Annotated in this window: 23 protein-coding genes; 9 read left to right on the top strand and 14 right to left on the bottom strand. The window is 64.3% G+C overall.

Annotated elements, in window-relative coordinates; all coding sequences use genetic code 11:
• Positions 1-64 precede the first annotated feature (64 nt).
• Together C7449_RS01965 and C7449_RS01960 are read right to left on the bottom strand one after the other, a co-directional pair.
• Entirely contained in the window at positions 65-2,365 is a 2,301-nt protein-coding gene (locus C7449_RS01965; RefSeq protein WP_108001082.1) for a Tex family protein, read from the bottom strand.
• Between the two features lie 147 nt (positions 2,366-2,512).
• Entirely contained in the window at positions 2,513-3,766 is a 1,254-nt protein-coding gene (locus C7449_RS01960; protein ID WP_108001081.1) for a class I SAM-dependent methyltransferase, read from the bottom strand.
• A 156-nt stretch (positions 3,767-3,922) separates the two neighbouring features.
• On the opposite strand from C7449_RS01960, the gene C7449_RS01955 reads away from it, so the two are divergent.
• Positions 3,923-4,978, top strand: a complete 1,056-nt coding sequence (locus tag C7449_RS01955) for an ABC transporter substrate-binding protein (protein ID WP_108001080.1) — start codon at positions 3,923-3,925, stop codon at positions 4,976-4,978.
• The gene (locus tag C7449_RS01950) at positions 4,965-7,337 is read left to right on the top strand and encodes a putative bifunctional diguanylate cyclase/phosphodiesterase (RefSeq protein WP_108001079.1); all 2,373 of its coding nucleotides are present in this window, start codon (positions 4,965-4,967) and stop codon (positions 7,335-7,337) included. The genes C7449_RS01955 and C7449_RS01950 overlap by 14 nt, the downstream gene beginning before the upstream one ends.
• Before the next feature lie 64 nt (positions 7,338-7,401).
• Here C7449_RS01950 and era read toward each other — a convergent pair whose 3' ends face one another.
• The 5 genes from era to C7449_RS01925 all read right to left on the bottom strand — a co-directional run bounded on the left by era (position 7,402) and on the right by C7449_RS01925 (position 10,978).
• Positions 7,402-8,331 (bottom strand): GTPase Era, encoded by a 930-nt coding sequence (era, locus tag C7449_RS01945; RefSeq protein WP_108001078.1) that lies wholly within the window; start codon positions 8,329-8,331, stop codon positions 7,402-7,404.
• 107 nt (positions 8,332-8,438) lie between these two features.
• A complete protein-coding gene (rnc, locus tag C7449_RS01940; RefSeq protein ID WP_108001077.1) occupies positions 8,439-9,152 on the bottom strand; it encodes a ribonuclease III in 714 nt (237 codons plus the stop codon).
• Positions 9,149-9,892 (bottom strand): signal peptidase I, encoded by a 744-nt coding sequence (gene lepB, locus C7449_RS01935; protein WP_108001076.1) that lies wholly within the window; start codon positions 9,890-9,892, stop codon positions 9,149-9,151. Before lepB ends, rnc begins: the two co-directional genes overlap by 4 nt.
• Positions 9,893-9,990: 98 nt before the next feature.
• Complete coding sequence (acpS, locus tag C7449_RS01930; RefSeq protein WP_108001075.1) at positions 9,991-10,401, bottom strand: holo-ACP synthase; 411 nt, start codon at positions 10,399-10,401, stop codon at positions 9,991-9,993.
• 13 nt (positions 10,402-10,414) lie between these two features.
• Positions 10,415-10,978: a DUF2062 domain-containing protein gene (locus tag C7449_RS01925; RefSeq protein ID WP_108001074.1), complete on the bottom strand. Its 564-nt coding sequence runs from the start codon at positions 10,976-10,978 to the stop codon at positions 10,415-10,417.
• A 171-nt stretch (positions 10,979-11,149) separates the two neighbouring features.
• Here C7449_RS01925 and cax point away from each other — a divergent pair, with 171 nt between their 5' ends.
• Complete coding sequence (gene cax, locus C7449_RS01920) at positions 11,150-12,298, top strand: calcium/proton exchanger (protein ID WP_170115762.1); 1,149 nt, start codon at positions 11,150-11,152, stop codon at positions 12,296-12,298.
• Between the two features lie 64 nt (positions 12,299-12,362).
• On the opposite strand, the gene C7449_RS01915 is transcribed toward cax, so the two are convergent.
• The 3 genes from C7449_RS01915 to rpoZ all read right to left on the bottom strand — a co-directional run bounded on the left by C7449_RS01915 (position 12,363) and on the right by rpoZ (position 15,473).
• Positions 12,363-12,518 (bottom strand): DUF3563 family protein, encoded by a 156-nt coding sequence (locus C7449_RS01915; RefSeq protein ID WP_108001073.1) that lies wholly within the window; start codon positions 12,516-12,518, stop codon positions 12,363-12,365.
• A gap of 148 nt (positions 12,519-12,666) precedes the next feature.
• On the bottom strand, positions 12,667-14,889 hold the full coding sequence (locus tag C7449_RS01910; RefSeq protein ID WP_108001072.1) for a RelA/SpoT family protein: 2,223 nt from the start codon (positions 14,887-14,889) through the stop codon (positions 12,667-12,669).
• A 182-nt stretch (positions 14,890-15,071) separates the two neighbouring features.
• Positions 15,072-15,473: a DNA-directed RNA polymerase subunit omega gene (rpoZ, locus tag C7449_RS01905; protein WP_108001071.1), complete on the bottom strand. Its 402-nt coding sequence runs from the start codon at positions 15,471-15,473 to the stop codon at positions 15,072-15,074.
• A 329-nt stretch (positions 15,474-15,802) separates the two neighbouring features.
• On the opposite strand from rpoZ, the gene C7449_RS01900 reads away from it, so the two are divergent.
• Positions 15,803-16,381, top strand: a complete 579-nt coding sequence (locus C7449_RS01900; RefSeq protein WP_108001070.1) for a LabA-like NYN domain-containing protein — start codon at positions 15,803-15,805, stop codon at positions 16,379-16,381.
• A 119-nt stretch (positions 16,382-16,500) separates the two neighbouring features.
• The gene (locus C7449_RS01895; RefSeq protein ID WP_108001069.1) at positions 16,501-16,905 is read left to right on the top strand and encodes a hypothetical protein; all 405 of its coding nucleotides are present in this window, start codon (positions 16,501-16,503) and stop codon (positions 16,903-16,905) included.
• A gap of 242 nt (positions 16,906-17,147) precedes the next feature.
• Here the strand turns inward: C7449_RS01895 and smpB are convergent, their stop codons facing one another.
• Both smpB and dapA read right to left on the bottom strand, forming a co-directional pair.
• Entirely contained in the window at positions 17,148-17,627 is a 480-nt protein-coding gene (gene smpB, locus C7449_RS01890; protein ID WP_108001068.1) for an SsrA-binding protein SmpB, read from the bottom strand.
• 8 nt (positions 17,628-17,635) lie between these two features.
• Positions 17,636-18,520 carry a 4-hydroxy-tetrahydrodipicolinate synthase gene (dapA, locus tag C7449_RS01885; protein ID WP_108001067.1) on the bottom strand — a complete coding sequence of 295 codons (885 nt, stop codon included), beginning with the start codon at positions 18,518-18,520 and terminating at the stop codon, positions 17,636-17,638.
• Between the two features lie 296 nt (positions 18,521-18,816).
• Here dapA and C7449_RS01880 point away from each other — a divergent pair, with 296 nt between their 5' ends.
• Both C7449_RS01880 and C7449_RS01875 read left to right on the top strand, forming a co-directional pair.
• A complete protein-coding gene (locus C7449_RS01880; RefSeq protein ID WP_108001410.1) occupies positions 18,817-20,958 on the top strand; it encodes a lytic transglycosylase domain-containing protein in 2,142 nt (713 codons plus the stop codon).
• Positions 20,959-21,016: 58 nt separating this feature from the next.
• Positions 21,017-21,910 (top strand): alpha/beta fold hydrolase, encoded by an 894-nt coding sequence (locus C7449_RS01875; protein WP_108001066.1) that lies wholly within the window; start codon positions 21,017-21,019, stop codon positions 21,908-21,910.
• Between the two features lie 176 nt (positions 21,911-22,086).
• Here C7449_RS01875 and C7449_RS01870 read toward each other — a convergent pair whose 3' ends face one another.
• Entirely contained in the window at positions 22,087-23,190 is a 1,104-nt protein-coding gene (locus C7449_RS01870) for a porin (protein WP_108001065.1), read from the bottom strand.
• Positions 23,191-23,698: 508 nt separating this feature from the next.
• Positions 23,699-24,760, bottom strand: coding sequence for a porin (locus C7449_RS01865; protein ID WP_108001064.1), 1,062 nt, complete (start codon positions 24,758-24,760; stop codon positions 23,699-23,701).
• A gap of 534 nt (positions 24,761-25,294) precedes the next feature.
• Between C7449_RS01865 and C7449_RS22375 the strand changes: the two genes are divergently transcribed.
• Complete coding sequence (locus C7449_RS22375; RefSeq protein WP_108001063.1) at positions 25,295-25,549, top strand: porin; 255 nt, start codon at positions 25,295-25,297, stop codon at positions 25,547-25,549.
• Between the two features lie 40 nt (positions 25,550-25,589).
• Complete coding sequence (locus C7449_RS01855; RefSeq protein WP_108001062.1) at positions 25,590-26,660, top strand: porin; 1,071 nt, start codon at positions 25,590-25,592, stop codon at positions 26,658-26,660.
• Positions 26,661-26,730 lie beyond the last annotated feature (70 nt).

Here is a 26,730-nt window from a genome sequence, read left to right as displayed (position 1 = left end):
ACGCCGAGTGGCCCAGTTTTGCCACGTCGCAAACCGGCGTCGCCGTTGCCTCGCAGATGCGACCCTATTTCCGCTTCAACGCCTCGGCCAGCGCCGCGCCGAAGGCGCCCTGGCTCGGGGCCTGCGGCTTCTGCTGCGGCATCCGGTTGTTGTTGCCGCGCGGCGCATCGCGGCGTTCGCCGCGCGCCGGATGCTCGCCGCCGCCGTCCTTGCGCATGGTGAGCCCGATGCGCTTGCGCGGCACGTCGACCTCGGTGACGCGCACCTTCACCACGTCGCCGGCCTTGACCACCTCATGCGGATCCTTGACGAAGCGATCGGCGAGCTGGGAGACGTGCACGAGGCCGTCCTGATGCACGCCGATGTCGACGAACGCCCCAAAGGCGGCGACGTTCGTCACCGTGCCCTCCAGCAGCATGCCGACCTTCAGGTCCTTGATGTCGTCGACGCCGTCGGCAAAGGTTGCGGTCTTGAATTCCGGGCGCGGGTCGCGGCCGGGCTTTTCCAGCTCCGCCAGAATGTCCTTCACCGTCGGCAGGCCGAAGCGCTCGTCGACGAAAAGCTGCGGATCGAGCTTCTTCAGAGCGGCACTGTCGCCCATGAGGGCACGCACGTCACGGCCGCACGCCGCGACGATCTTCTTGGCGACACCATAGGCTTCCGGATGCACCGAGGAGGCGTCAAGCGGCTCCTGGCCGTCCGGAATGCGAAGGAAGCCGGCGCACTGTTCGAAGGTGCGCGCGCCGAGGCGGGAAACCTTGAGCAGCTCCTTGCGGCTCTTGAACGGGCCGTTGGCGTCGCGATGGGCGACGATCGCCTCGGCCGAGGATTTGCCGAGGCCCGAGACCCGCGCCAGGAGCGGCGCCGATGCGGTGTTGAGATCGACGCCCACGGCATTCACCGCGTCCTCGACCACCGCGTCGAGCGAGCGCGACAGCTTGCCCTGGTCGACATCGTGCTGATACTGGCCGACGCCGATCGACTTCGGCTCGATCTTGACGAGCTCGGCAAGCGGGTCCTGCAGGCGGCGCGCGATCGAGACGGCGCCGCGCAGCGACACGTCGAGGTTCGGAAATTCCGCCGCCGCTGTCTCGGAGGCCGAATAGACCGAGGCGCCCGCCTCCGAGACGATGACCTTGGTCGGCTTCGACCCGGGGAGTTGCGTCAGCATGTCGGCGACCAGCTTCTCCGTCTCGCGGCTGCCGGTGCCGTTGCCGATGGCGATCAGTTCCACCTTGTGCTTGCGGATGAGAGAGGCGAGTTCGGCCTGGGTCCCGCGGATGTCGTTCTTCGGCGGGAACGGATACACCGTGGTGGTCTCCAGCAGCTTGCCGGTGTTGTCGACGACTGCGACCTTGACGCCGGTGCGGATGCCAGGATCGAGACCCATGGTGGCCCGGGTGCCGGCGGGCGCGGCGAGCAGCAGGTCCTTCAGGTTCCGCGCAAAGACGCGGATCGCCTCCTCTTCGGAGCGCTCGCGCATCTCGCGCATCAGGTCGAGCGACAGCGACATGGAGAGCTTTACCCGCCACGTCCACCCGATCACCTCGGCAAGCCACTTGTCGCCCGGCTTCGTGCCGAGCGCGTAGAAGGAGGCGATGATCCGCTCGACCGGCTTGACCGGCTCCGTGTTGTCCTGGTCGACGACGATGTCGACGGAAAGCACCTCCTCGTTCCAGCCGCGCAGCATGGCAAGCGCACGGTGGCTCGGCACGCCGGACCAGCGCTCCGTATGGTCGAAGTAGTCGGAGAACTTGGCGCCCGCCTCCTGCTTGCCGTCGACGACGCGCGAGCGCAGGTAGGCGTTGTCCTTCATGTAGTCGCGCAGCCGCTTCAGCAGATCGGCGTTCTCGGTGATCTGCTCGGCAACGATGTCGCGCGCGCCCTCGAGCGCGGCCTTGGCATCCGGCACCTCGGCGGACAGGAACCCGGCCGCGGATTCGGCCGGCACCTTGTCGCGTTCGGCAAGAATCTGCTCGGCGAGCGGTCCGAGTCCGCGCTCACGGGCGATCTCCGCCTTGGTGCGCCGTTTCGGCTTGTAGGGAAGATAGATGTCCTCCAATTCGGCCTTGGTGGACACGGCGGCGATCTTGGCCGCCAGTTCGTCGGTCAGCTTGCCCTGCCCCGAGATCGAGTCGAGGATGGAGGCGCGGCGCGCTTCCAGTTCGCGCAGATAGACCAGCCGTTCGGAGAGAATGCGCAGCTGGGTGTCGTCGAGACCGCCTGTCACTTCCTTGCGGTAGCGCGCGATGAACGGCACGGTCGCGCCTTCGTCGAGGAGCCCGACGGCCGCCTGCACCTGGGCGGCGCTTGCCTTGATTTCGGCAGCGATCGTGTTGGCGATCTTCAGCGGGGTTGCGGCCATCTTGCTCTCCTGTGCATGCGTGCCGACCGGCTTCGGCCCCAGAGATTCCGGGCACCCGTATCGGCGGACGGCGACCATAATGCGGCCCCCGTCCCCCGCCAACCGACACGCGGCGCGGAGTCCACAACATATCGAAGCACACCTCGTTCAGAAGCGAACCGGCGCGAGCGGCGCCCGGGTTGTCTCGAACGCCCTCAGCCGCGCCTCGGCCTCGGCGATGTAATCCCGGGCGAAAGGAACGGCGCCCTGGTGCCGGGCGAGCTGTATCTGGATGACCGGCAGGCGGTCATGCCGGAACGCCGCCTCCATGGCCGCAAGGTAGAATTCCCACATGCGGCAGAACCGTTCGTCATAGATCTTCTTCGCGTCGTCCCAGCGTGCGACGAAGCGCTCGCGCCAGGCCCGCAGCGTCCAGGCATAATGCATGGGCAGCATTTCGATGTCCTTCACGAGAAAACCGGCGCGCTCGACCGCCGGCAGCACCTCGGAAAGGGCGGGCAGGTAGCCGCCCGGAAAGATATACTTGTCGATCCAGGGGTTGATTGCATGGGCGGGCCTAACCCGTCCGATGAAATGGAGGAGCATCACGCCTTCCTTCTTCAAGACCCGAGACATGGTGTTGAAGAACCTGCCGTAGTTGGCCAGCCCCACATGTTCGAACATGCCGACCGATACGATACGGTCGAACGCGCCTTCGACGTCCACATAGTCCATCAGCTTGAAACGCACCCGGTCAGCAAGGCCGCGCTCGGCTGCCCGCTTGCGGGAGACTAAAAGTTGCTCCTCGCTGAGGGTAATGCCGGTGACGTCGACGCCGGAGCTCTCTGCCAGGTACATGGCCAGCCCACCCCAGCCCGAGCCGACGTCAAGCACCCGCTGGCCCGGCTCCAGCAGCAGCTTTGCGGTGACATGCCGCTTCTTGGCAGTCTGCGCCTCGTCCAGCGAAATGTCGCGCGGCTCAAAATAGGCGCAGGAATATTGCCAGTCGTGATCGAGGAAGAGATCGAACAGGCGCGCATCCAGATCGTAGTGATGCGCGACATTGCGGCGATTGCGGTTGATCGGCAGCCGGGCACTCAGCTGGTAGGCAACAAGCCTCATGAGCGCTCTTGCCTTGTGAGCGGGCGTCGCCGCACGCCGGATGCCATTGCGGCGCAGCAACGACAGCACGTCGAAGATATCGCCTTCCTCGACGACCAGCCGCCCGTCCATATAGGCTTCGCCGAGTTTGAGCGCCGGATCGGTGGCGATCTCGCGACCGACCACCGCATCGGCCAGGCGGATCCGCAGCATCCGACCGCCACCGTCCCCGTAGCGCGACACGGCACCGGAAGAATCGACGACCAACAACTGGCCGGTCGTGATCATTCTGCGAAGCATGTCGGAAAGATCCGAAGCCACACGTTCCTCCCATCTTCCGCCCCCTCCGAGACTACGCTTCAGCCAGCTTGGCACAACCCATCATTGCGTTGCAGTCGAAACGACCATTGCGTTGTAACAGTTCGTCAATCGTTGCTGCCTATCTTCATACGTTGGAGGCAACCGGGGAGCATGCGGATGCGAAAATCTGTACTGATCGCGGCCGCAATGGCGCTGTCCGCTCCCTCCGCCTCTCCCGCGCACGCCCATTCCGTCCTCAATCTCCTCATTTGGGAAGCCTATATCGACGAGGCCATCCTGAAGGACTGGACCGCCGAAACCGGCGTCGAGGTCCGGCAGACCTATTACGACAGCGGCGATGCACGCGACGAGGTGCTTTCCGATCCCAAAAGCGGTGTCGATGTCGTCGTCACCGGCGAGAACGGTGCCAAACTGTTCGGCAATCGCGGCATCCTGACGGCGCTTGGAACCGAGAACGTCCCTTCACTTGCCGAATACGACGACAGCTGGACGCGACGATGCGGCGGCTATGGCGTTCCCTATCTCTGGGGGACGATGGGCATCCTCTACCGTTCGGACGTCATCACCACGGCGCCGAGCTCATGGGCCGACCTGCTGCAGCCCGCCGAACCGCTCCGCGATCACATAGCCATGTACCAGGATCACCACGAGGCTTTCGTCCCGGCGCTGGTGATGCTCGGCAAGTCGATCAATGCGAGCGACGACGACACCCTGAAGGACGCCTATCGGGTGATGAAGGACCAGGCGCCCTTCGTCCTTACCTACGACTATATCATCACCTCGATCCAGAACCCGGAGATCGGACCGCAGGTGCACATGGCGCTGGGCTACAGCGGCGACCAGCACGTGCTGAACGACAAGGTCGGCGCGGAGGATCTGTGGCGCTACGCCGTTCCGCGCGAAGGCACCCAGTCCTGGCTCGACTGCATGGCCGTCAGCGAGCGGTCGCCGCGCAAGGCGCTGGCACTCAAGCTCGTGGACCACATTGCCAAGGCCGCCAACGCCGCCCGCAACAGCGTTGCGCTGGCGATGCCGACGGCCAACCGGGAGGCGCTCGCGTTCGTCCCGGCCGCGATGCGTGATGATCCCGCCGTCTACACCGCACCGGATATTCTCGACAGGAGCCAGTATCAGCAGGAGTTGACCACCGAGTCGGTTCAAGCCCGCAGACGCATCATCAGCAGCCTGGTCCAGTTCCGTGACTCTCGGTAAACGCGCCTTCCTCCTCATCTTTCCGGTCGTGCTTGCGGGATACGTCCTCGCCGCCGCGCTGCTCTACCTGACCCAGAGCGCATCGATCGTGGGCCTGGAACAGGCCCGGCTGAGGCAGCAGCTCGGATTGCTCGCGGCCGCCTTCCAGAACGAGCTGACGCAGAACAAGAGCCTGATCTACTCGCTCGTGGAAGGCGGCGCGGTACGCCTGTTCGTCAAGGAGGCGGATCCGGGCTACCGCAGCACGGCGATCGGCGCGCAACTGCAGCAGAGCATCACGTCGCTGTCGGATGACGCCACCCGTTTCATGTCGATGGCCATCATCCGCGGCCCGGGAAGTGTCGAGTACTACTACGAGAACAGCCAGGACCCGTTCGCATCGATTCCGTCCGAGCAGCTGGACCAAGCACGAAAACTCGTCGACAGCCCCAAACTGTCGGACTGGGCCTATATCGAGCGCGAGGGCGCCGATCCGCTGATCGTCCACTCCGAATTCCTCGACCCGCTGACCTTCAAACGGCCGCTGTCGAGCGCCAAGGCGGGCTCCATCCTCATCCAGACCGCCACACACCCGCGCGCCTTCCAGGGCATAAAGGCGTCCCTTGAGCGGGAATATGGAGTTCCACTGGAAATCTCGACGCAACCGCTGGCGGCGGAGGGTGACCTCGCGGCAACGGCCCGGCTCGGCCCGGCGCTTTATGCGCGACTGACGCCAAAGCCCGGGCATCTCGCCCCGCGGCTGCTGAACCTGCAGCTTCTTCTGGCGGCCGGCGCAATCGGTCTCAGTCTGTTCACCATCGGCATCGTGCACATTCTGGTGCGCCGCTTCATCACCAATCCGGTCGCACGGCTGGACCGGCAGCTGACCGAGGTGATGTCCGGCGAACGCTCCGAGATCGACGCGACCAGTGAAGCGGGCGAGATCGGGCGGCTATCGGTCAACATGAAGCAGCTGCACGACAATGCCGTTGCCTCGCTCGGCCTGGTGCAGAGCGCATCGTGGACCGACACCCTGACGGGCATCTCGAACCGCGAGCATTTCAACCTCCGCTCGGTGCAGATCCTCAACGAGGCGCAGGCTGCGGGCGCAAGCTGCACGCTGCTTTTCATCGATGTCGACAACTTCAAGTTCGTCAACGACAAGCACGGCCACAAGGTCGGCGACGAGCTGCTCAAGACGGTTGCCGCGCAGATGCGATCGATCGTGGCCGACATCACCGCGGCGCAGGGTCACCCGGAACCGCTCGTGGCGCGGCTGTCGGGCGACGAATTCGCCATCATGGTGCAGTCCCAGCCGGGCGACGGCACCGTCGCTGCCATCTCGACGGCAATCCTCGAGCTGTTCGCCGACGGTTTCGAGATGTTGGAGAAGTCCTTTCCTGTCACCGCCAGCATCGGCATCGCCGTGTTCCCGGACGACGCGGCCAGCCTGCCGGAACTGCTCGCCCATGCGGACGCGGCGATGTACCAGGCCAAGGCGCAGGGCAAGAACGGCTCGGCCCGCTATTCGCGCTCGCTGCACGAGATGCGCACGCGCCGGCGGCGGATCGAGGAAGAGTTGCGGGTCATGAACCCGGATGACGAGATGCACCTCGTCTACATGCCGATCGTCGACGGGCGCGGCAAGGTCATCGCCTGCGAGGCGCTTCTGCGCTGGACCTCGCCGGTTCTCGGCCGCGTGACGCCCGACGAATTCATCCCGATCGCCGAGACGACCGGCCTGTTCAGCAAGATCGATTCATGGGTGATCGACAAGGCCATGGCCGGTTGCGGCCGGATCAAGGAGTTTTTCGGCCCGGACACGGTGCTCTGCATCAACATCTCGTCTGCGGAACTCTACACCAGATCGATTGCCGATCGCTTCAGCGATGGCCTCGTGCGCTACGGGCTCGATGCACGTTCGATCGAGATCGAACTGACCGAGACTTTCGCGGTCAAGCTCGGCGACCAGTCTCAACGGAATATCGACGCACTGCGCGCGAAGGGCTTCCGCATCTCCATCGACGATTTCGGAGCTGGCTATACGTCCGTCCAGCAGCTCATCGACTATCCCGCCGAGACAATCAAGCTGGACCGCTCGCTGGTCGAGAGCCTGACCGACGCCGCCGCCCTTTCGACGCTGCGCGCCCTGATCGCACTCTGCCATGCGCGGGAAATGCGGGTGGTGGCAGAGGGCGTCGATACACCTGCAAAGATTTCGCTTCTCGCCGCCGCAGGCTGCGACCTCTACCAGGGCTACCTGATCACCCAGCCGCTGACAGCCGATGATCTCGGCCTCTGGGCCATGCAGCGACTGATGAAGGAGGCGCAGCGCGAAGCGCAGGAAGGGGCCCGCCGCCGCAGGGCGCAGCCGGCCTGAATAGCGTCGGCCCGACGTTCAGTCACGCAGTGCGCGCGCCGCGGCCCCTTGCGAATGCCCTGCCTTAGCGCGGAAACTCGAGCCCCATCTCCCGGAAACGTTCCGGATCATCGCCCCAGTTCTCGCGGACCTTGACGAACAGGAAGAGATGAACGGGTTGCTCGAGGATTTCGGAGAGCTCCTTGCGCGACGCCATCGAAATCGCCTTGATGGCCTCGCCGTTCTTGCCAAGCGCGATTTTCTTCTGGCTGTCGCGCTCGACATAGATCACCTGCTCGATCCGCACCGACCCGTCCTTGCGTTCCTCCCACTTCTCGGTCTCCACATGCGAGGAGTAGGGAAGCTCCTGATGCAGGCGAAGGAACAGCTTCTCTCGGGTGATCTCGGCGGCGAGCTGCCGCATCGGCAGGTCGGAAATCTGGTCTTCCGGATAGTACCAGGGGCCCTCCGGCAGCGCCTTGGCGAGGTAATCCATGACATCCTCGCAGCCGGAACCGTTCAGTGCCGAGATCATGAAGGTGCGCTCGAAGGCGACGACATCGTTTGCGGCCTTCGTCAGCTTCAGCAGGTCCTCAGGCGAAACCCGGTCGATCTTGTTGAGCACGAGGATTTTCGGCTGATGCACTTCCTTCAGCCCCTCGAGGATCGTCTCTGCATCGCCCTTAAGCCCCCGCTCGCTGTCGATCAGGAACATGATGAAGTCGGCATCCTTGGCCCCGCCCCACGCGGTGGTGACCATGGCGCGATCCAGACGGCGGCGCGGCTTGAAGATGCCTGGCGTGTCCATGAAGACGATCTGTGCGTTGTCGTGGATGGCGATGCCGCGCACGATCGCCCGCGTCGTCTGCACCTTGTGGCTGACGATCGAGACCTTGGCGCCGACGAAGCGGTTGACCAGCGTCGACTTGCCGGCATTGGTTGCGCCGATCAGCGCCACGAAGCCGGAGCGCGTGGCTGCGCCGCCCGAAGCGGCATCGTGTTCCTGTTCTGTCATGATGTTTCCGTCTGTTTCTGCCGCGCCCTTGCATGATGCGCACAGGTGGCGGCCCTACTCAATTCATTTCCGATGCGAAAAAGTGCTGCTCGGCCGTGATTGCCGGCTCAGTCGCCGGATTTCGGCCAGATGCCTTCGCGTTCGAGGATCCTGGTCGCGGCCACCTGCTCGGCGGCCCGCTTGGAGCGTTCCGTGCCGGTCGCCGGCGCCACGCCGGCGATCTCGACCGTCACCGTGAAGCGGGGATCGTGATCGGGGCCGGAGCGCGCGTCGACACGGTAGGCCGGTGTCGTGGCGAAGTTCGCATGCGCCCATTCCTGCAGCTCGGTCTTGGCATCGCGCCGGCCGCCGTGCTCGCTGCTGGCCCGGTTCTGCCAGTTACGCAAGATGAAGCCACGCGCCGCCTCAAGGCCGCCGTCGAGATAGATCGCCGCGATCAGCGCTTCCACCACGTCGGCGCGCACGTTCATCATCGGCTTGCCGGTCAGCTTCTTGACGTCGGCGCCGGTGCGAATGAACTGGTGCAGACCGAGGTCGTCCGAAACCTTGGCGCAGGTCTCGGCGCTGACGAGCTGGTTGAGGCGCACGGAGAGCTCGCCCTCGCTCGCCTCGCGAAAGGTCTCAAACAGCAGTTCGGCGACGCAGAGGCCGAGCACCCGGTCGCCCAGGAATTCCAGCCGCTCGTAATTGCTGCCCTTGGCAGGCCGGGCGCTTGCATGGGTGATCGCCCGGTCCAGCCGCTCCTTGTTGGTGAAGCCGTAGCCGATCGCTGCCTCCAGGCGGGCGCGGTTCTCTTCGTTCAGCGGCTTGGCCGACTTCATTCGACGACCTTGAAAAGCCGATCCCAGCGCAGGTTCGTCGGCCACTTCCAGATCTCGCGGAAGGCGGTGTCGTTGCCGAGCGAGAAGAAGATCAGGCTGGCGCGACCGATCAGGTTCTCGGCCGGGACGAAGCCGACGTCGAAGCGGCTGTCGGCGGAGTTATCGCGGTTGTCGCCCAACATGAAGTAATGGCCTTCCGGCACGATGAACTCGCGCGTGTTGTCACCGATGGTGCCGACGCGGGTGTCGAGCGTGTCGTACGAGACGCCGTTGTCCAGCGTCTCGCGGAAGACCGGGACGTTCTCGCCGGTGTCGTACTGGTCGTCGGCCCGGAAGAATCCATCCGGCTGGCGCGGCACGGGCTTGTCGTTGATGTAGAGAATGCTGTCGCGGATCTGGACGCGATCGCCCGGCAGCCCGATCACCCGCTTGATATAGTCAATGTCCGGATTCGGCGGGAAGCGGAAGACGACGATATCGCCGCGCTCGGGCTCGCTTGCGAAGATGCGGCCGGAGAACAGGTTCGGCGAGAACGGCAGCGAGTACTTCGAATAGCCGTAGGAGAACTTGTTGACGAACAGGTAGTCGCCGACCAGCAGCGTCGGCATCATCGATCCGGAGGGAATCGTGAAGGGTTGGAACAGGACGGTGCGGATCACAACCGCGAGCAGGAGGGCCTGGATGATGACCTTGACGTTTTCCCACAGGCCGCCCTCGGCCTTCTTGTTCTTCTCTGCCACGCCCGTTTTGTCCTCTCGTACAACGATGACGCACTCTCTAGCGCATGTTCCGACGAATTGAAATCGCGGCCGTGAAAATGCCGCACGCCCGTTGCGGTTCAGCCGCTTGTGCCGATCGGCAGCGCCTCGATGATTACGAAGGCCTGGGCAAGCGGAAAGTCGTCGGTGATGGTGATGTGGATTCGCGCCTCGTGGCCGGGCGGCGTCATCTGCCGCAGGCGCTCCCCTGCCCCGCCCGTCAGCCGCATGGTCGGCTTGCCACCGGGCAGATTGACGACCCCCATGTCCTTCCAGAAGACGCCCTGCGCAAGCCCGGTCCCGAGCGCCTTGGAGCAGGCTTCCTTGGCGGCGAACCGCTTGGCATAGGAGGCGGCGCGGTTCTTGCGGCCGTCGGATTTCCTGCGCTCGATCTCCGTGAAGCAACGATGGGTGAAGCGTTCGCCGAAGCGCTCGAGCGATTTTTCGACCCGGCGTATGTCGATGAGGTCGCTGCCAATGCCGATGATCATGCGGGTTCTCCCGTCAGGTCTTTTGTTTTTCGCTTCCGGTCCGGCCAGAGCCGCGGCGTCGCCGGTTCCGGAATGCCCGCAGACCGACCCGGGTAACCGCGTAGGCGGAGGCGGCGGCCGGCACGCCCAGCGCGAGTGCGCCGACGAGCATTGGCTGCACCACCGGCTCCCACAGTTCGGAAAACGACAAATGTTCGGACAGGCCCTTCAGGTCGACAAGGTCGACGGCGAGCCCGGAATCGGTTCCCATCACCTGCTCGCCGACGTGGAACGTGCCGGCCAGGATGAACGGCAATGTCAGCGGGTTGGCGAGCACCGTCGCAAGCGCTGCCGCGAGGAGGTCGCCGGCCAGAACGTGGGCAATGGCCACCGCCATCAGTACATGCAGGCCGAGGAATGGCGTGAAGGAGGAAAGCGTCCCCACGGCAACGCCGGTGGCGACCGCGTGTGGAGAGGCCGATCGCCTCAGGATCCGCTTGCCGGCATAACGGAACGGCCGGCCGAGGCCCTTTCGGGGCCAGAAAACGTTGCGAGCCCGGTCACGCCAGGTCGCCGGCTCGCGGCGTTGGAACAGCATGGGCCTTGACATAGCGCATCTCCCGGCAAACCGGAATAATTTTTCGGTCGGCCAGCGCTGGCGCTTGGTTTCCGTGACATTTCCGCTTGTCCCGACATGGCGCGGGCCGCGACAGCCATCCGCAAGAGTGGTACGTTTCGTCATGGGGCGCCCCGATCCCGGAGAAAGCGCATGGGGAATCCTGAGCAAGGGCCTTCGGTCGCGCCCACGTCGTTCACCATGGGAAGAGCCCTTGTGGACGAAGTGCATCAGACACCTGTGATCGCGCTCATCGTTTTCGTGCCTGTCGTCCTTGTGCTGGAACGGACTTCCCCCGATGCGCACACGCTGCTGTTCCTGCTTTCGGTCGTGGCGATCATACCCCTGGCCGCCCTCCTGAGCCGCGCAACCGAAGCGGTTGCCGCCAAGACCGGAGACGCCGTCGGCGGCCTGCTCAATGCCACCCTTGGAAACCTGACCGAACTCGTAATTTCGCTAGCTGCTTTGCAGGCCGGGCAATATCTACTGGTGAAGGCATCGTTGGCCGGGGCCATTGTCACCAACACCCTGTTCATGCTGGGAGGGGCATTCCTGCTCGGAGGGCTCAAGCATCACATTCAGGAATTCAACAGGATCAACGCACGTTTCCAGGCCTGCCTGCTGTTCCTTGCAACGATCGCGGTTCTGGTCCCCTCGCTGATCAGCGAAGTGGATCACCCACCCGCACTCGAGGTCTCGCAGAAGCTCAGCCTGGGATTGGCGATCCTGCTCGTCGTCGTCTATGCGCTCGGCATGTTGTTTTCGTTGAGGACACACCGAGAGCTCTTCGCCAGCGTCAGCCACGCCGATGACCACGAAAAGACATGGCCGCTTGGTCCGGCGATCATCGTATTGCTGGTCGTCACGCTGCTGGTGGCATTGGTCAGCGAGATATTCGTCGGTTCGGTCCAAGTCGCCGCAGAACATCTCGGGATGACCCCGGCTTTTGTGGGCTTCATCGTGGTCGCGCTGGTGGGGGCGGCTGCAGAGATGACCACCGCGTTTTCGGCAGCCCGTGCCGACCGCCTAGATCTCAGTGTCGGGATCGCACTGGGCAGTGCCGCGCAGATTGCCCTCTTTGTCGCGCCGATACTGGTGCTCGTCAGCTACTTCGTCGGTCCGGAGCCCATGACGCTCCAGTTCTGGCGGGGCGCGGTCACCATGATGATTGTCGCTACGCTCGCCGCTGCCCTCTTATCCAATGGCGGGCACGGCGCCTGGTATGTCGGCGTCATGGCGCTGGCGCTCTATGCAATTTTCGCATTCACGCTGTTTGTCCTGCCGCCTGCGGCCCCGTCTTGATGCAGGCCCGCCGGGCGCATCGCTGAATGGAAAGACGGCCGGTGCGCCGCGGAGCAGCGCAGCCTCAGTAATAGCGCTTGTGGAACTGGCCGCGATCGATCTGGCGCTGGCGATATTCGAGATCGATGCCGCTGACGGCGCCGTTCAGATAGGCCTCTTCACGCTCGGCGTCGGTCGGAATGCGCAGGGCGCGGACGAAATTCTTGATCTGCTTCAGCATCGGCAAAACTCTTTCGGTTGAACCTCCCACCCCAAGATAGGCAGGACCGCCCGGGGCAACCAGCCTCAGGACCGAAGCTCAGCCATGCAGGAGGCGCATGCCGACCGACCAGGAAACAGGCATCTATGCACGCCGCCCGAGCTCTGCCTCAGGTGAAGACGCGCGACACGGTCGAGACGCAGTGCAGTTCCTTCAGCTGGCTGATGATCTGGTTCAGCTGCCGCAGATCCCAGACTTCGAGGTCCATCTGCACCTCGGTGAAGTCGGCTGCGACGCGGTTCATCGTCAGCGCGCGGATGTTGACGTCGCCGGTGGCAAGGACCTGCGTCACTTCGGCAAGCGAACCCGGCTCGTTCAACTCATTGACGATGATGCGGGCCATGAAGCGCGTGTTGTTGGCCTCGTCAAGGTCCCAGCGCACGTCGATCCACCTTTCCGGCTCGTCGTCGAACTTCTGCAGCGACGGCGATTGGATCGGATAGATGGTGATCCCCTTGTCCTTCTCCATGATGCCTACGATGCGGTCCCCGGGCACCGCGCCGCCTTCGGAGAAATGCACCTCGGCCTTTCCGGACAGCCCGCGAATTGGCAGCGCTTCGGGGCCGGAGCCCATCGCCGCATTGAGCTGCGCCTTCGACGTGCCCGGCAGCTTGAAGACCATGCCGGCGGCGCTGCGCATCGGGAACCAGCCTTCCTCCTGGCTGGGCTTGACGGTGACGCGTTCGTCCTGGTGGTCAGGGAACACCGCCCGCAGCACGTCGAGGGAGGAGAGTTCGCCGCGGCCGACCGCGGCGATCGAATCCTCGACGTCCTTATGGCCGAGCCGGTGCAGAACCGGCTTCAGCGCGTCGCGCGAGAACGACTTGCCGGCCCGGTCGAAGGTGCGCTCGAGGATGCGGTAGCCGAGCCCGGAATACTGCTTGCGCACGGCCGCGCGGGTGGCGCGACGGATCGCCGCCCGCGCCTTGCCGGTCACGACGATCTCTTCCCAGGCGGGCGGCGGCACCTGGATGCCGGAGCGGATGATCTCCACCTCGTCGCCGTTGTTCAACCGGGTGACCAGCGGCATGATCCGCCCGTTGATCTTGGCGCCGACGCAGGTGTCGCCGATATTGGTGTGGACGGCGTAGGCGAAATCGATCGGGGTCGCGCCGCGCGGCAGCGCGATGAGTTGCCCTTTCGGGGTGAAGCAGAACACCTGGTCCTGGAAGAGTTCCAGCTTGGTGTGCTCGAGGAATTCCTCCGGATTGTCACCCTCTGCGAGCGATTCGATCGTACGGCGCAGCAGCGCGTAGGCGTTGGACGGCGGCGACTTCTCGCCGTTCCCGTTCGACTCCCCGTCCTTGTAGAGCGCATGCGCCGCGATGCCGTACTCGGCGATCTCATGCATGCGCCTGGTGCGGATCTGCAGTTCGATGCGCTGGCGCGACGGGCCGATGATCGTGGTGTGGATCGACTGGTAATCGTTCTGCTTCGGGGTCGAGATATAGTCCTTGAAACGGCCCGGCACGACGCGCCAGCGCGTGTGCACGATGCCAAGGGCGCGATAGCAGGCCGGCGCGTCGTCGACGAGAATGCGGAACGCATAGACGTCCGACAGCTGCTCAAAGGACAGCGACTTCGACTGCATCTTGCGGAAGACCGAATAGGGCTTCTTCTGCCGCCCCCTGACGACCGCCGTCGGCAGGCCGTGGGCCACCAGCAGTTCGCCGAGTTCGGCCTCGATCTTGCGGATCAGGCCCTCGTTGCGCTGCGACATCTCCGCAAGCCGCCGCGTCACCGTTTCATAGGCCTCGGGATTGATGTGCCGGAAGGCCAGGTCCTCGAGTTCCTCGCGCATGTCCTGCATGCCCATGCGCCCGGCCAGCGGCGCATAGATGTCCATCGTCTCCTCGGATATGCGCGCCTTCTTCTCAGCCGACATGTGGTCGAGCGTGCGCATGTTGTGGAGACGGTCGGCGAGCTTGACGAGCAGCACGCGCACGTCGTCGGAAATCGCCAGCAGCAGCTTGCGCAGGTTTTCCGCCTGCTTGGCCTTCTTGGTGACCAGGTCCAGCTTCTTGATCTTGGTCAGCCCCTCGACGAGCCGGCCGATGTCCTCGCCGAAGAGCTCATCGATCTCGGCGCGGGTCGCCGTCGTGTCCTCGATCGTGTCGTGGAGCAGCGCCACCGCAATCGTCGACTCGTCGAGCTTCATGTCGGTCAGGATGGCGGCCACCTCGAGCGGGTGGGAGATGTAGGGATCGCCGCTCGCGCGCTTCTGCTGCCCGTGCTTCTGCATGGCATAGACGTAGGCCTTGTTCAAAAGGGCCTCGTTGGCATCGGGCTTGTACTGCTGAACCCGCTCGACGAGTTCATATTGGCGCATCATCCGGTTACAGCTCCCACCGTCCCCGTGCATCCGGCCGGACGTCAGGGACGCAGTACCACATTGACCTTGCGCAAGGCCGAAATCGGCGGCGACTTCGCGAACCCGCGCAGCAACGAAAAAGTGCGCCGATCGTGGGACGGCGCACTGTGCTTCACATCATATAGGAGATGGTCAGTCCGCCATCAATAATCGTCGCTCTTCTCCGGGGCGACAAGGCCCTCGATGCCGGCGAGCAGTTCCTCTTCCGACATGCGGTCGAAGGTGACGACCTCCGGCTGCTCGTCCTCGTCCTCCGCAACGGAAAAGCCGGCCTCGTCGGAAGCGAGGGCTGCGGCATCGGGCTCGGGCTCGTCGACTTCGACGTGCTTCTGCAGCGAATGGATCAGGTCTTCCTTCAGGTCGCCCGGCGAAAGCGTTTCGTCGGCGATCTCCCGAAGGGCGACGACCGGGTTCTTGTCGTTGTCGCGATCGACAGTGATGGAAGCGCCCTGCGAGATGAGGCGCGCACGGTGACTTGCGAGGAGAACCAGTTCGAAGCGGTTCTCGACCTTGTCGATGCAGTCTTCAACGGTGACACGGGCCATTGCCTGTCCTTTGCGGTCGAAAATATCAGGAGTTTGCATGCCCGATACAATCAATGGGCCGCAAATTCAAGTTTTTCCTTGCCCAGCACCCACCGCCCGCCTCGAATCCCGTCCGTTCATGGGCGGGCGCGGCACGGGCCGGCACAAGCAATGAGTGTCACCACAATTTCGCCGCTTTCAACCGCGGTTTGGTTGGAAAATTGTGGGCCCTGACCTAAATGCCGTATATGATTATATGATCGCCTCGTAATGTTTACGATCCGGGCCTGCTTCCCCCTTCGGACTGGACGAGATTTTTCAAGTGCTTGCGTAAAAGAGGATACGCCCGAATGTTTGATCCCCGCGAAAAGATCGCATTATTCATCGACGGCGCCAATCTCTATGCCGCCTCGCGCACGCTAGGCTTCGACATCGACTACCGGAAGCTGCTGAAGGCCTTCCAGAAACGTGGCTACCTGCTGCGGGCCTACTACTACACCGCGCTGATCGAGGACCAGGAATACTCCTCGATCCGCCCGCTGATCGACTGGCTCGACTACAACGGATACAAGGTGGTGACCAAGCCGGCCAAGGAGTTCACCGACTCGCTCGGCCGCCGCAAGATCAAGGGCAACATGGACATCGAACTGGCAATCGATGCCATGGAACAGTCGGAGGTGGTCGATCATCTGGTGATCTTTTCCGGCGACGGCGACTTCACCACGCTGGTGGAGGCGCTGCAGCGCAAGGGCCGCAAGGTCTCGGTCGTATCCACGATGGCCACGCAGCCGCCGATGATCGCCGACGACCTGCGCCGCCAGTCCGACTACTTCATCGACCTCGTCACCTTAAAGGCCGAGATCGGCCGCGATCCCTCCGAGCGGCCGGCGAGGCCGGCCGAACACTCCGCCGACGACGTGGCGACCTGAGGACCTGACCGCTGCCATCCGGCGCCCAGTGATATTGCATAAAATTCGACCGTTTCTGCTCAGGGTTTCTCAATTCGCTCGTGGTAACGACGGGCCTGTCGAGGAGAAAACCCCAGCCGATGTTGAGTGCAGTATCGAACATCAGCGCGACCGCGCACCAGGTTGCGGCCGGCCGCGCCCAGCCCAGCCGCGAGCGGACGGCGGCGGCAGCCGCCGCGCTCGCCGCGCTGACGCCGGCCCAGCCGTTGCCCTCGGTTGCCGAACCGGTCGATGACGGTGGCTTCGGCTTTCTCTATGGCCCGAGCGGCCTGCCATCCGGTGGACCGGTCCCGGCGCAAGCAATCGAGCCCGCGTCACGGCCTTCGCCGGCGCGGCTTGCGATGGAGAGCACCGAGCTGTCGGCGCTGCTGTCGTCGCTGATGGCGCCCGAAGGTGCCGCCCCGAGCAGCGCCACTGCCGATCTGGCGCAAGCGGCGGACACCCCGCAGCAGTCGCTGATCACGATGCTCTATCGCCAGTTCTGAGACCGCCGCGGCAGGCCTGCGGCGTCGTTGATAATCAGGGAAAAATGTGTCGGTCCCGTCGGGATCGAGTCGACTGCAATGGTTCAGCTGGCGCCGGCATCGTTATCCGTGGCAAGACGCGATCGGCGCCGCCAAGTCCCCTCTCCGCCATGGTCAGAGGCAGATACGCAGAGAGGCAGATACGCAGAAGCCCCCACCTATGCCTGCGACGACCAGCCCCGCCGGGAAAGCGTGGCGGGCAATTATCCGCGATCCTTTAGCAGCCGGCTCTTCTGGCGGTTCCAGTCGCGTTCCTTGGCGGTCTCGCGCTTGTCGTGAAGCTTCTTGCCCTTGGCAAGCGCCAGTTCCAGCTTGGCGCGGCCGCGATCGTTGAAATAGATCTTCAGCGGCACCAGCGTCATGCCCTCGCGGTTGACCGCGTTCTGCAGCCGGTGCATCTCGCGCTTGGACAACAGCAGCTTGCGACGCCGCCGCGTCTCGTGGTTGAAGCGGTTGGCCTGCAGGTATTCCGGCAGATAGGAATTGATCAGCCAGATCTCGCCGCCCTCGTCCGAGGCGTAGGATTCGGCAATGTTGGCCTTGCCCTCGCGCAGCGACTTCACCTCGGTGCCGGTCAGCACCAGACCGGCCTCGTAGGTGTCCACGATCTCGTAGTTGAAGCGGGCCTTGCGGTTCTCCGCCACGATCTTCTTGACCGTCGTCGGCCTGGCCTTGGTTGCCATTGCGTACCTCAGTCCAGCAAGCCGGCGTGCCGGAGTGCCGCGTCGAGTGCTGCCTCGGTGGCCGGCTCGAGCGTCGAAAGCAGCGGCGAACGGACGGTGCGGTTCATGCCGCGCACCCGGTTCAGCGCGTATTTCGCCCCGCAAACCCCCGGCTCCATGAAGATCGCCTTGTGCAGCGGCATCAGCCGGTCCTGGTATTCCAGGGCCGCGGCGTAATTGCCGGCCAGGGTCGCCATCTGGAACTCGGCGCAAAGCCGCGGGGCGACGTTGGCGGTCACCGAAATGCAGCCGACGCCGCCATGGGCGTTGAAACCCAGTGCCGTAGCATCCTCGCCGGACAGTTGGATGAACTTCCTGCCGCAGGCGATGCGCTGCTCGGAGACCCGCTCGATCCTGCCGGTCGCATCCTTGACACCGACGATCGTCGGATAGGTCTTGGCGAGCGCCCCCATGGTTTCCGGCGTCATGTCGATCACCGAACGACCGGGAATGTTGTAGATGACGATCGGCAGCTTGACGCTCTCGGCGATTGCCGCGAAGTGGGCGAAGAGGCCCTTCTGCGTCGGCTTGTTGTAGTAGGGCGTCACCACCAGGATCGCGTCGGCCCCAGCCTTTTCGGCGTACTGCGCCAGTTCGATCGCTTCGCGGGTATTGTTCGAACCGGCGCCGGCGATCACCGGCACGCGGCCGGCGGCAACCTCGATGCACAGTTCGATCACGCGCTTGTGTTCGTCATGCGAAAGCGTGGGGGATTCGCCGGTCGTCCCGACCGGCACCAGCCCGTGGCTACCCTCGGCGATCTGCCATTGGACATGCTCGGCGAATGCGGTCTCGTCGACCGCACCACCTTCGGTAAAAGGGGTGACGAGGGCGGGTAAGGACCCCTGGAACATAGAGAACTCCTGGAGGCCAGCGGTTCGGGCGGAACCCATCTTTGGCCGTATTCCATGGTTAGAAACTGGCGCACCATAATCATGTGGCGGTCGCCCGGCAAGCGGCGGAGGTAGCGTTTTCGTGCTTGTCGACCCATTTGGTGACATCCTGTCCGGCAGGCGAAAGCCTCCCGAACGGTGTCGCCTGCACAGGGCTGACAGTGACCGGTAACGCTTCGTTAACACAACGATCCGTTAATCGGTCCACATGGTTTCGGAGCGCCATGCTTGGGGACAATCGACGGGCCGATCGCTTCATGACCACAAACAGACGCCTGGCTGTGATTTCGGTGGTGGCTGCGTGCAGCATCGCTCCGGCGACGCTCGCCACATCGCTTCCTGACGGACAGGTGCCGTTGCCGCGCTTCAAGCCACTGGGCTATGCGGCCGGCATGCCGGCGCGCCCGGGCACCGAGGCCATCCCCTTCCCCAGCGACCGCGGCGAGGCCGGCCCTGTCCCGACCACGCCCGCCCCGACCACCCCTTTCCCGACCACACCCGGGCCGACCGCCCCTGCTCCGGCATCTGCCAGCCTTGCCAGTGGCCTCGACGCCCTGTCCGGGAAGGATCCGGCGCAGGCGCTGAGGATCCGCGACGCCATGCCGCCCGACAGCCTCGATCGCCGCGTCCTGACCTGGGCGATCGCCGTCTCCGGCCAGCCGGGCGTGCCCTCCTACGAGATCGCAACGGCACAGAAGGTCCTGAGGGGCTGGCCGGGGCTGAAGGTACTGCGGGCCAATTCGGAACGCGCCATGGCACGCGAGAACCCTTCTGCCCCCAACGTGCTTGCAGCCTTCGGAACGACGCGCGCTGAAACAGTGGACGGAGCAATTTTGCTGGCCCGCGCCCGGCTTGCCACCGGCGACAGCGCCGCGGCCGCGGGAACGCTGCGGCCGTTCTGGTACGGCGAGATCCTCGACAAGGACATCGAGACGAAGGTCCTCGCCGAGTTCGGAGCCCTCCTCACGCCCGACGACCATCGCCGGCGGATGGAGATGCTGCTCTATCGCGATCGAGCGCAGCAGGCCGAGCGCTTCGGCGAACTCGCCAGGGCGCAGTCGCTGCAGCGCGCCTGGGCGGCGGTGATCGGCAAGGCGAAGAATGCCGATGCGCTGGTGAAGGCCGTTGATTCGTCCTGGCGCAAGGACCCGGCCTATGCGTTCCTCCGAGCCGAACTGGCCAACCGGGCCGACGACTATGAACTCGCCGCCCAGCTTCTCTCCCGCGGCCTGCCGAAGGAAGCAGACGGCTTCACCGCCGCCGCCTGGTGGGTGGAGCAGCGCATCGCCAGCCGCGGTCTTGCCGACAAGGGCAACTACAAGGCGGCCTATCGCCTCGCCGCCGCCCATGCCGCCCGAAGCGAAACCGACGTGGTGGAGGCGGAATTCCATGCCGGCTGGTATGCGCTGCGCGGCCTCGATGCCCCGAAATCGGCGGCAGCGCACTTCAACCGCATCCTGCAGGTCTCGAACCGTCCGCTCGCGGTCTCGCGCGCCTGGTATTGGCTTGGGCGCGCTGCCGAAGCTGGCGGCGGCCCGCAGGCGCGCGAATATTACGAGAAGGCCGCCAATTTCGGCGGAACCTATTACGGCCAACTCGCCGCCGCCCGGATCGGCCGGACGACGCTGAACGTCGCCTATCCGCGGCCTTCGCCCGAGGAGCGGCAACGCTTCTACTCCCGCGAAGCGGTGCAGGCGATCGCCAGGCTTTCCGCTGCCGGCCACGGCTGGCGGGCGGCCAGCCTCTACCGCGCGCTCGCGGAGGAACTGCAGAGCCCGGGCGAACTGGCGCTGCTTGCGGCCCTTGCCGAGGACGCCGGCGACCACCAGCTTTCGCTGCAGGTCGGCAAGATCGCCTTCGGGCGCGGCATCGATGTCGCCGCCCTCGCCTTCCCGGTCGGCGTCATCCCCGCCAGCGCCAATATCACCGGCTCCGGCAAGGCGCTGGCCTATGCGATCGCCCGGCAGGAGAGCGCCTTCAACCCGGCCGCCATATCGCCGGCCAACGCCAGGGGGCTGCTGCAACTGTTGCCGGGAACGGCGCAGGGCGTGGCCAAGCGCTACGGGCTTGCCTATTCCCCGGACCGACTGACGAGCGACGCGGCCTACAACGCGACGCTCGGCTCGCATTTCCTTGGAGAGCAGATCGACGCGTTCGAGGGGTCCTATGTCCTGACCTTCATCGCTTACAATGCCGGGCCGCGGCGCGTAGACGAGTGGATCGCCCGCTACGGGGATCCGCGCGGCAAGACGATCGACGAGGTGGTGGACTGGGTCGAGCGCATTCCGTTTTCGGAGACGCGCGCCTACGTGCAGCGGGTGATGGAGAACTACCAGGTCTACAAGACCCGGCTTGGCCAGAACGCCGACATCGTCCACGATCTTCGCATGGGCCGATAGGCGACGCCCCCCGACCAGGAGAGCGTCTGCCTCGCGGCCGATCGGAGAAACGAGCGGAATGAGTCAGGATCGTGAAGTTATGTTCGACGAACACCAGCTTCCCGCGCCGGACGGGCTGTTGCTTTACGCCCGCGATTACCGCTCCCGCGATCCCGCTGCGGCGCGACGGACGCCGGTCGTCTGCCTTGCCGGCCTCAGCCGCAACTGCCGCGACTTCCACCCGCTCGCGTCGTTGATCGCCGCCGGAGACGATTCGGGCCGGCGCGTGATCACGCTGGACTATCGCGGCCGCGGAAGGTCGGCCTGGGACGGCGAAAAGGCGAACTACAACCTTTCCGTGGAGTGCAGTGACGTCCTGGCGGTGATGACGGCACTGGGCATCGACCGCGCCGCCTTCATCGGCACCTCGCGCGGCGGGCTGATCCTTCACCTTCTCGCCGCGACCCGGCCGGAGGCGGTCGCGGCCGTCGTCCTCAATGATATCGGCCCGGTGATCGAGGCGGAGGGATTGCGGGAGATCGCCCGTTATCTCGGAGGTGACGAACGGCCCAGGAGCTGGGACGAGGCCGCGGGCATCCTGCGCAAGACACACGGCGCCGCCTTCCCGGCACTGACGGATGCCGACTGGCAGGATATGGCAAGGGCGATCTACGCCGAACGGGACGGCCGGATTGTCGCAGACTTCGATCCGGCGATCGCCGCGCAACTGCGAACGCTCGACCTGAGTCGCCCCCTGCCCGATCTCTGGCCGCAATTCGATGCGTTCCGGGCGATGCCGCTGATGGCGATCCGCGGCGAGCATTCGCGCCTTCTGTCGGCTGAGACATTTGCGGCGATGGCGACGCGCCAGCCGCACCTGCGCGGATACACGGCCCGCGGTCAGGGCCACGCCCCGCTGCTGCACAAGCCGGACGTCTTTACCGCTCTGCTGGATTTTCTACGCGACGTCTGAAACGCACTGCAGACGCCAGCCCTCCAATCGCAAACATCTGGAGATCGGCAACCGTGTCCGTATCGGCAACCATTGCCGGAAACATGCGGCCGCGACCCGCCGAATTCGAACCGCCCAAAAGCAAGAGCCCGGCTCGAAAGCCGGGCTCCGTCCAAACTGACCGAGGTCAGATCAGATTAGAACGAACGCTGGAAGCGCAGGAAGCCGCCCCAATCGTTGGCGTCTTCGCCACCAAAGTCGCTGTAGTCGGAGACGTAGACGACTTCCGGAGTGATGGTGAAGCCCGGAACGACGGCGTAGGAAGCGCCGACCGTGACTTCGACGGTGCCGGCGTTACCGCCAACGGTGCCGTCTGAGCGAACGCCTTCATCCATGAAGTTGACGTCGGTGTAGATCGCCAGCTTGTCGGTGGCCTGGTACTGTGCACCGAGCCAGACAGCCCAGTCGCCGCCCCACTGGGCGTAGGCGTTCTGCGTGTCGCCGTCGGTGTTCCAGCCAGCCATGACGAATGCGCTGAAGGCGCCGAAGGTGGCGTTGATACGGCCCTTGATGGCGCCTTCTTCGACAACGGCGTCATAGCCGCCAACGAGGAACGCCTGGAAGCCGCCAGCCGAGTAGCTCAGGCCGCCGACAACGTTCGGGACGTAGGTGTTAGCGGTTTCACCGTCGAAGCCGAGGCCGCTGGCATCAGACGGATCTTCGAGGCCAGCGGTGAACGAGAAGCCGTTGTCAACGTCGCCGTAGGTGTAGCGGATCTGGGTGCGAGCCGAGCCATCGTAGTTGACGAGGATGTAGTCGTTGGCTGCGTAGCCGCCACCGATGTAGCCGCCGGCGAACAGCGAGTCGGTGTAACCGATCAGGAGGCCGGCGAACTCGATGTAGCCGTGCGCCAGGTTGGTGTCGACGCCAGTGTTGTTGTTACGGTTGGCTTCGATCTGGGCGTAGGTCTTCAGCGCGCCGTATTCCGTGTCGGTTGCCGTCTGGAAGCGGAGCATCGCCCGGGTGCGGGTGCCATAGGTGTCACCGTTGTCGGAGGCGGCAGGATTCGTTGCGTCCTGACCGAGGACGTCGCCGCCCTTGAAGTCTACGCGGATGTAGCCGCCGATCTTGAGGCAGGTTTCGGTGCCCGGGATGTAGAAGTAACCGGTGCCGAACGCGTCGCAGACGCGAACATATTCCATGGGCTCCGGCTCGGCGGCGACGATTGCGTCGGCAGCCTGAGCGCCGGATACTGCTGCCAGAGCAGCAGCGGAGCCGAGAAGAAGGCTCTTGATGTTCATTTTCTGACCTCCAGTCAAAAGTTTCAATCGGGTCTGGGTCTTTTTGCTGAAGGACAGCGTTTCCCTGCCCCATCCCCAAGTTCAGGAAGCGGACGATCACCGCCCCTGCTTCCGGAGTTGAAAATACAAGACGGGGATGCGGAGGCAATCGGCAAACCGCCTGAACGAAGCGTTTGCCTCACCCTTCCGGTTCTCCTGTTGCGCAAAGGACACAAAAACGTAACCGGGGGACGGCGAAATTTACCAGCCGTTAATAAAGTGCCTTACGATTCGGGCACTTAGCCGAGCGTATCTCACATAGCACGCAGGCCATGCGGAGGTCGATTCATCCGGGACTCGCGGCAAAAACCACCGGATTCGCGGCGACAGGCGACACACATGCGAGCTGCGGCACCTGCCTGGCGACATCGGTGACGCCGCCGTCACCTGTACCGATTCGAGAATCGCGCGCTGAATCGGCGCAAAGGAAACCCGGCCGGAGCCGGGTTTCCGATTCGAGGAAGTCCGATCAGAAGTTACGCTGGAAGCGGATGACGCCGCCCCAATCTTCTGCGCCGCCGCCAAGCTTCTCGTCGGCATCGCTGCGGTAGTTGACTTCCGGGGTGATGGTGAAGCCCGGAACGACCTGGTAGGCAACGTTCAGCGAGGCCTCGACATTGTCGCCGTCGTCGAAGTTGATCGAACCGTTCAGCGTGGCCTTCTCGGTCAGGCTGTAGGAAGCGCCGAGCCAGGCAGCCCAGTCACCATCCCAACGGGCGTAGTTGTTCTTGAAGTCGCCGTCGGTGTTCCAGCCGACCATCGCGAACAGCGAAACCTGGCCGAGCGACAGGTCGCCGCGAACCTTGATTGCGCCCTCTTCCATCGACTCGTCGTAACCGCCGACAGCGCGGAGCTTCCATGCGCCGCCGTTGTAGCCGATGCCGGCAACGAGGTCGGGCATGTAGTTGTCGTCCGCTACGAGATAGTCGGCGACGGACTTGCTGTCGGTGTTGCTGTCGTCTTCGACCGCGAACGCGAAGGAGAAGCCGTTGCCCGCATCGTAGGTGTAGCGGATCTGGGTCCGATCGAAGTCGCCGTAGTCGACGTCGTAGAAGTCCTTGATGGTCTTGCCGGCGTCGCCGGTGAAGTCGGAGTAGAGCGTGCCGGTGTAACCGATGAGAACGCCGCCGAGTTCGATGTAGCCGTGTGCGAGGTTGGTTCCGCCACCAGTGTTGTCGTCACGCTGGGCCTGAACTTCGGCGTAGGTCTTCAGCGCGCCGTATTCGGTGTCGGACGCCGTCGACAGGCGCAGGCTGAGACGCGAACGGGTCTTCCAGGAGTCGCCGACGCCATTGCCGTCGGTGTCCTGACCGTTGATGTCGCCGCCATTGAAGTCGACGCGGATGTAACCGCCGATCTTCAGGCAGGTCTCGGTGCCGGGAATGTAGAAGTAGCCCTTGCCGAAGGCGTCGCAGACGCGGACGTATTCCATCGGCTCCGGCTCGGCGGCGACGATCGCGTCGGCAGCCTGGGCGCCGGAAACTGCTGCGAGAGCTGCAGCGGAGCCAAGAAGCAGGCTCTTGATGTTCATTGTTGACCTCCAGTCAAACATTCTCTGTTGGCGTCGACGGACAAACCCTGGCTCGCCCCGCCGACCGATGCAGTCCCGGGTTGGGAGCCCGGCCTGCCGGCGCCACATTGCAGCCCGACCGGCGCCACGCAACAGACAAATTCAGATTAAATGCTGACCTTGAGGGGCTACAGGAAGTCTTGTTGCAATATTAACACGTCACAATTTTTATATATTTCTTAACTTCTTGATTTTACGCTCCAATTAGCTGGAAAATTACATGCAAACTTTGATCTCGGTAACACTGCTGTTCGTAAGTATTACTGCAGTTACCTACGATGCTGCATTTATTTTACTTTGCTTCCGCATCATAACGCCGCTTATCGACAAGGTATAAACTATTATACCCCCTGACAAACGCCGGCGGTGCTGCTCTTGCCATGGTTTTGCCCAGTCCGCCGGCTAAGCAAGCGCTTCGAATGCCGGTCATGTTGCCTTGCCTGCAGGTGCGGGATCGGTGAACATGACGGCGGCCATGAAAACGGAGGTCGGCTGATGTCATCCACGGCTGCCAGGCTTCTGCCGCTGGCCCTCGCAGCACTTGTCGCCTGCGCCTGCAGCGCCGCGGCGGAGGATGCCATCAAGGACGGCGCGCATTGGGAGGAGCGACGGGAAAATCCCTGCGCCACCTTCGGACCGGGCTACGTGCAGCTTCCCGGCAGCGCGACGTGCCTGCGCATCGGCGGCGAGATCCGCGTCGATATCGGAGGCGGCGACATCGGTCGTACCAAGCGACGTAGCGACGACTGAGATCACTGGCCGGCGGCCGGCACCTCGACGGAGCAGGCAAATGCGCCCTGTGCATTTCCTTCTTGCCGCCACCGCTCTGGCGGCCACCGCGCTGGCGGCCTCCAGCGCCAGCGCGGCCGAGGCGATCGTCTCAGCGGCACCGGAACCGCAATATGTGCGCGTCTGCGACGCCTTCGGCTCCGGCTACTTCTACATCCCGGGCACGGAGACCTGCCTGAAGACCGGCGGTTATCTGCGCGTCGAGGCCTCGGCGGGCGATCCGAACGGGCAGGACACCTCTCCTGGCGGCGGCGGCGATTCGTGGTCGACGCGGTCGCGACTCGCCCTGCGCGTCGGCACGGCGACAGACACAGAGTTCGGAGCACTCACGACTTTCGCGGAAGCGCGGTTGCAAAACGACGACAACGGGCCGACCGAGATCGACCTTGAGGACGGCTTTGTCGAACTCGGCGGGCTGCGCATCGGCTATTCCGACACCCTCTATGCACAGTTCACCGGATATGCCGGCAACACCATCAACGACTACTACGATGTCGACTATGGCGATTTCGCCCGCACCCAGATCCGCTACACCTATGACACCGGTCGCGGCCTCAGCTTCGCCGCCGCGGCCGAAGACGGCACCGACGACAACACACCGTTCGTGCTGCCCGATGAAAACCGGGCAGCCGACGGCTACATGCCGGATCTGGTGGCTGCCGTCGGTTATGACGGCGGCTCGTTCCGCGTGCGCGCCGTCGGCGGCTACGACGAATCGGTGAAGGCGGGCGCCCTGAAGCTGCGGGTCGATGGCAGCCTCGGCCCGGTCGAGCTGTTCGCCATGGGCGGTTGGAACACCGACGGAGACCAGCCCAACAACTATGCGCGCTGGAGCGGCGACTGGGCACTGTGGGTCGGCGGCTCGATCCGCATGACCGAAAAGGCGACGATGAACGCGTCAGCCAACTTCGACGATGGCGGGGACACCGAGGCGGCGCTGAACCTCACCTATACCATCGTGCCCGGCTTCACCGTCACGCCGGAACTCAACTACCGCAACCGCATGGACGAGAAGGCCGGTTCCGAGGCGGAAGACTGGGGCGGCGTGATCCGCTTGCAGCGGAATTTCTGATCCGGTTCGAGGCAGACCGCGTCGACATGGATTGGCGCGGTCTGCTCTATGATGCTCTTGTCCTCTGCCG

It is taken from the genome of Mycoplana dimorpha, assembly GCF_003046475.1.
In the GTDB taxonomy this organism is placed as follows: domain Bacteria; phylum Pseudomonadota; class Alphaproteobacteria; order Rhizobiales; family Rhizobiaceae; genus Mycoplana; species Mycoplana dimorpha.
This window is presented reverse-complemented; position numbering and strand designations above follow the sequence as displayed.

Bases quoted from the DNA above. Each gene is read 5' to 3' on its own strand.
- C7449_RS01965 (WP_108001082.1), bottom strand. From the start codon at position 2,365: ATGGCCGCAACCCCGCTGAAGATCGCCAACACGATCGCTGCCGAAATC.
- C7449_RS01955 (WP_108001080.1), top strand. From the start codon at position 3,923: ATGCGAAAATCTGTACTGATCGCGGCCGCAATGGCGCTGTCCGCTCCC.
- era (WP_108001078.1), bottom strand. From the start codon at position 8,331: ATGACAGAACAGGAACACGATGCCGCTTCGGGCGGCGCAGCCACGCGC.
- rnc (WP_108001077.1), bottom strand. From the start codon at position 9,152: ATGAAGTCGGCCAAGCCGCTGAACGAAGAGAACCGCGCCCGCCTGGAG.
- acpS (WP_108001075.1), bottom strand. From the start codon at position 10,401: ATGATCATCGGCATTGGCAGCGACCTCATCGACATACGCCGGGTCGAA.
- C7449_RS01925 (WP_108001074.1), bottom strand. From the start codon at position 10,978: ATGCTGTTCCAACGCCGCGAGCCGGCGACCTGGCGTGACCGGGCTCGC.
- cax (WP_170115762.1), top strand. From the start codon at position 11,150: ATGGGGAATCCTGAGCAAGGGCCTTCGGTCGCGCCCACGTCGTTCACC.
- C7449_RS01915 (WP_108001073.1), bottom strand. From the start codon at position 12,518: ATGCTGAAGCAGATCAAGAATTTCGTCCGCGCCCTGCGCATTCCGACC.
- C7449_RS01910 (WP_108001072.1), bottom strand. From the start codon at position 14,889: ATGATGCGCCAATATGAACTCGTCGAGCGGGTTCAGCAGTACAAGCCC.
- rpoZ (WP_108001071.1), bottom strand. From the start codon at position 15,473: ATGGCCCGTGTCACCGTTGAAGACTGCATCGACAAGGTCGAGAACCGC.
- C7449_RS01900 (WP_108001070.1), top strand. From the start codon at position 15,803: ATGTTTGATCCCCGCGAAAAGATCGCATTATTCATCGACGGCGCCAAT.
- C7449_RS01895 (WP_108001069.1), top strand. From the start codon at position 16,501: ATGTTGAGTGCAGTATCGAACATCAGCGCGACCGCGCACCAGGTTGCG.
- smpB (WP_108001068.1), bottom strand. From the start codon at position 17,627: ATGGCAACCAAGGCCAGGCCGACGACGGTCAAGAAGATCGTGGCGGAG.
- dapA (WP_108001067.1), bottom strand. From the start codon at position 18,520: ATGTTCCAGGGGTCCTTACCCGCCCTCGTCACCCCTTTTACCGAAGGT.
- C7449_RS01880 (WP_108001410.1), top strand. From the start codon at position 18,817: ATGACCACAAACAGACGCCTGGCTGTGATTTCGGTGGTGGCTGCGTGC.
- C7449_RS01875 (WP_108001066.1), top strand. From the start codon at position 21,017: ATGAGTCAGGATCGTGAAGTTATGTTCGACGAACACCAGCTTCCCGCG.
- C7449_RS01870 (WP_108001065.1), bottom strand. From the start codon at position 23,190: ATGAACATCAAGAGCCTTCTTCTCGGCTCCGCTGCTGCTCTGGCAGCA.
- C7449_RS01865 (WP_108001064.1), bottom strand. From the start codon at position 24,760: ATGAACATCAAGAGCCTGCTTCTTGGCTCCGCTGCAGCTCTCGCAGCA.
- C7449_RS22375 (WP_108001063.1), top strand. From the start codon at position 25,295: ATGTCATCCACGGCTGCCAGGCTTCTGCCGCTGGCCCTCGCAGCACTT.
- C7449_RS01855 (WP_108001062.1), top strand. From the start codon at position 25,590: ATGCGCCCTGTGCATTTCCTTCTTGCCGCCACCGCTCTGGCGGCCACC.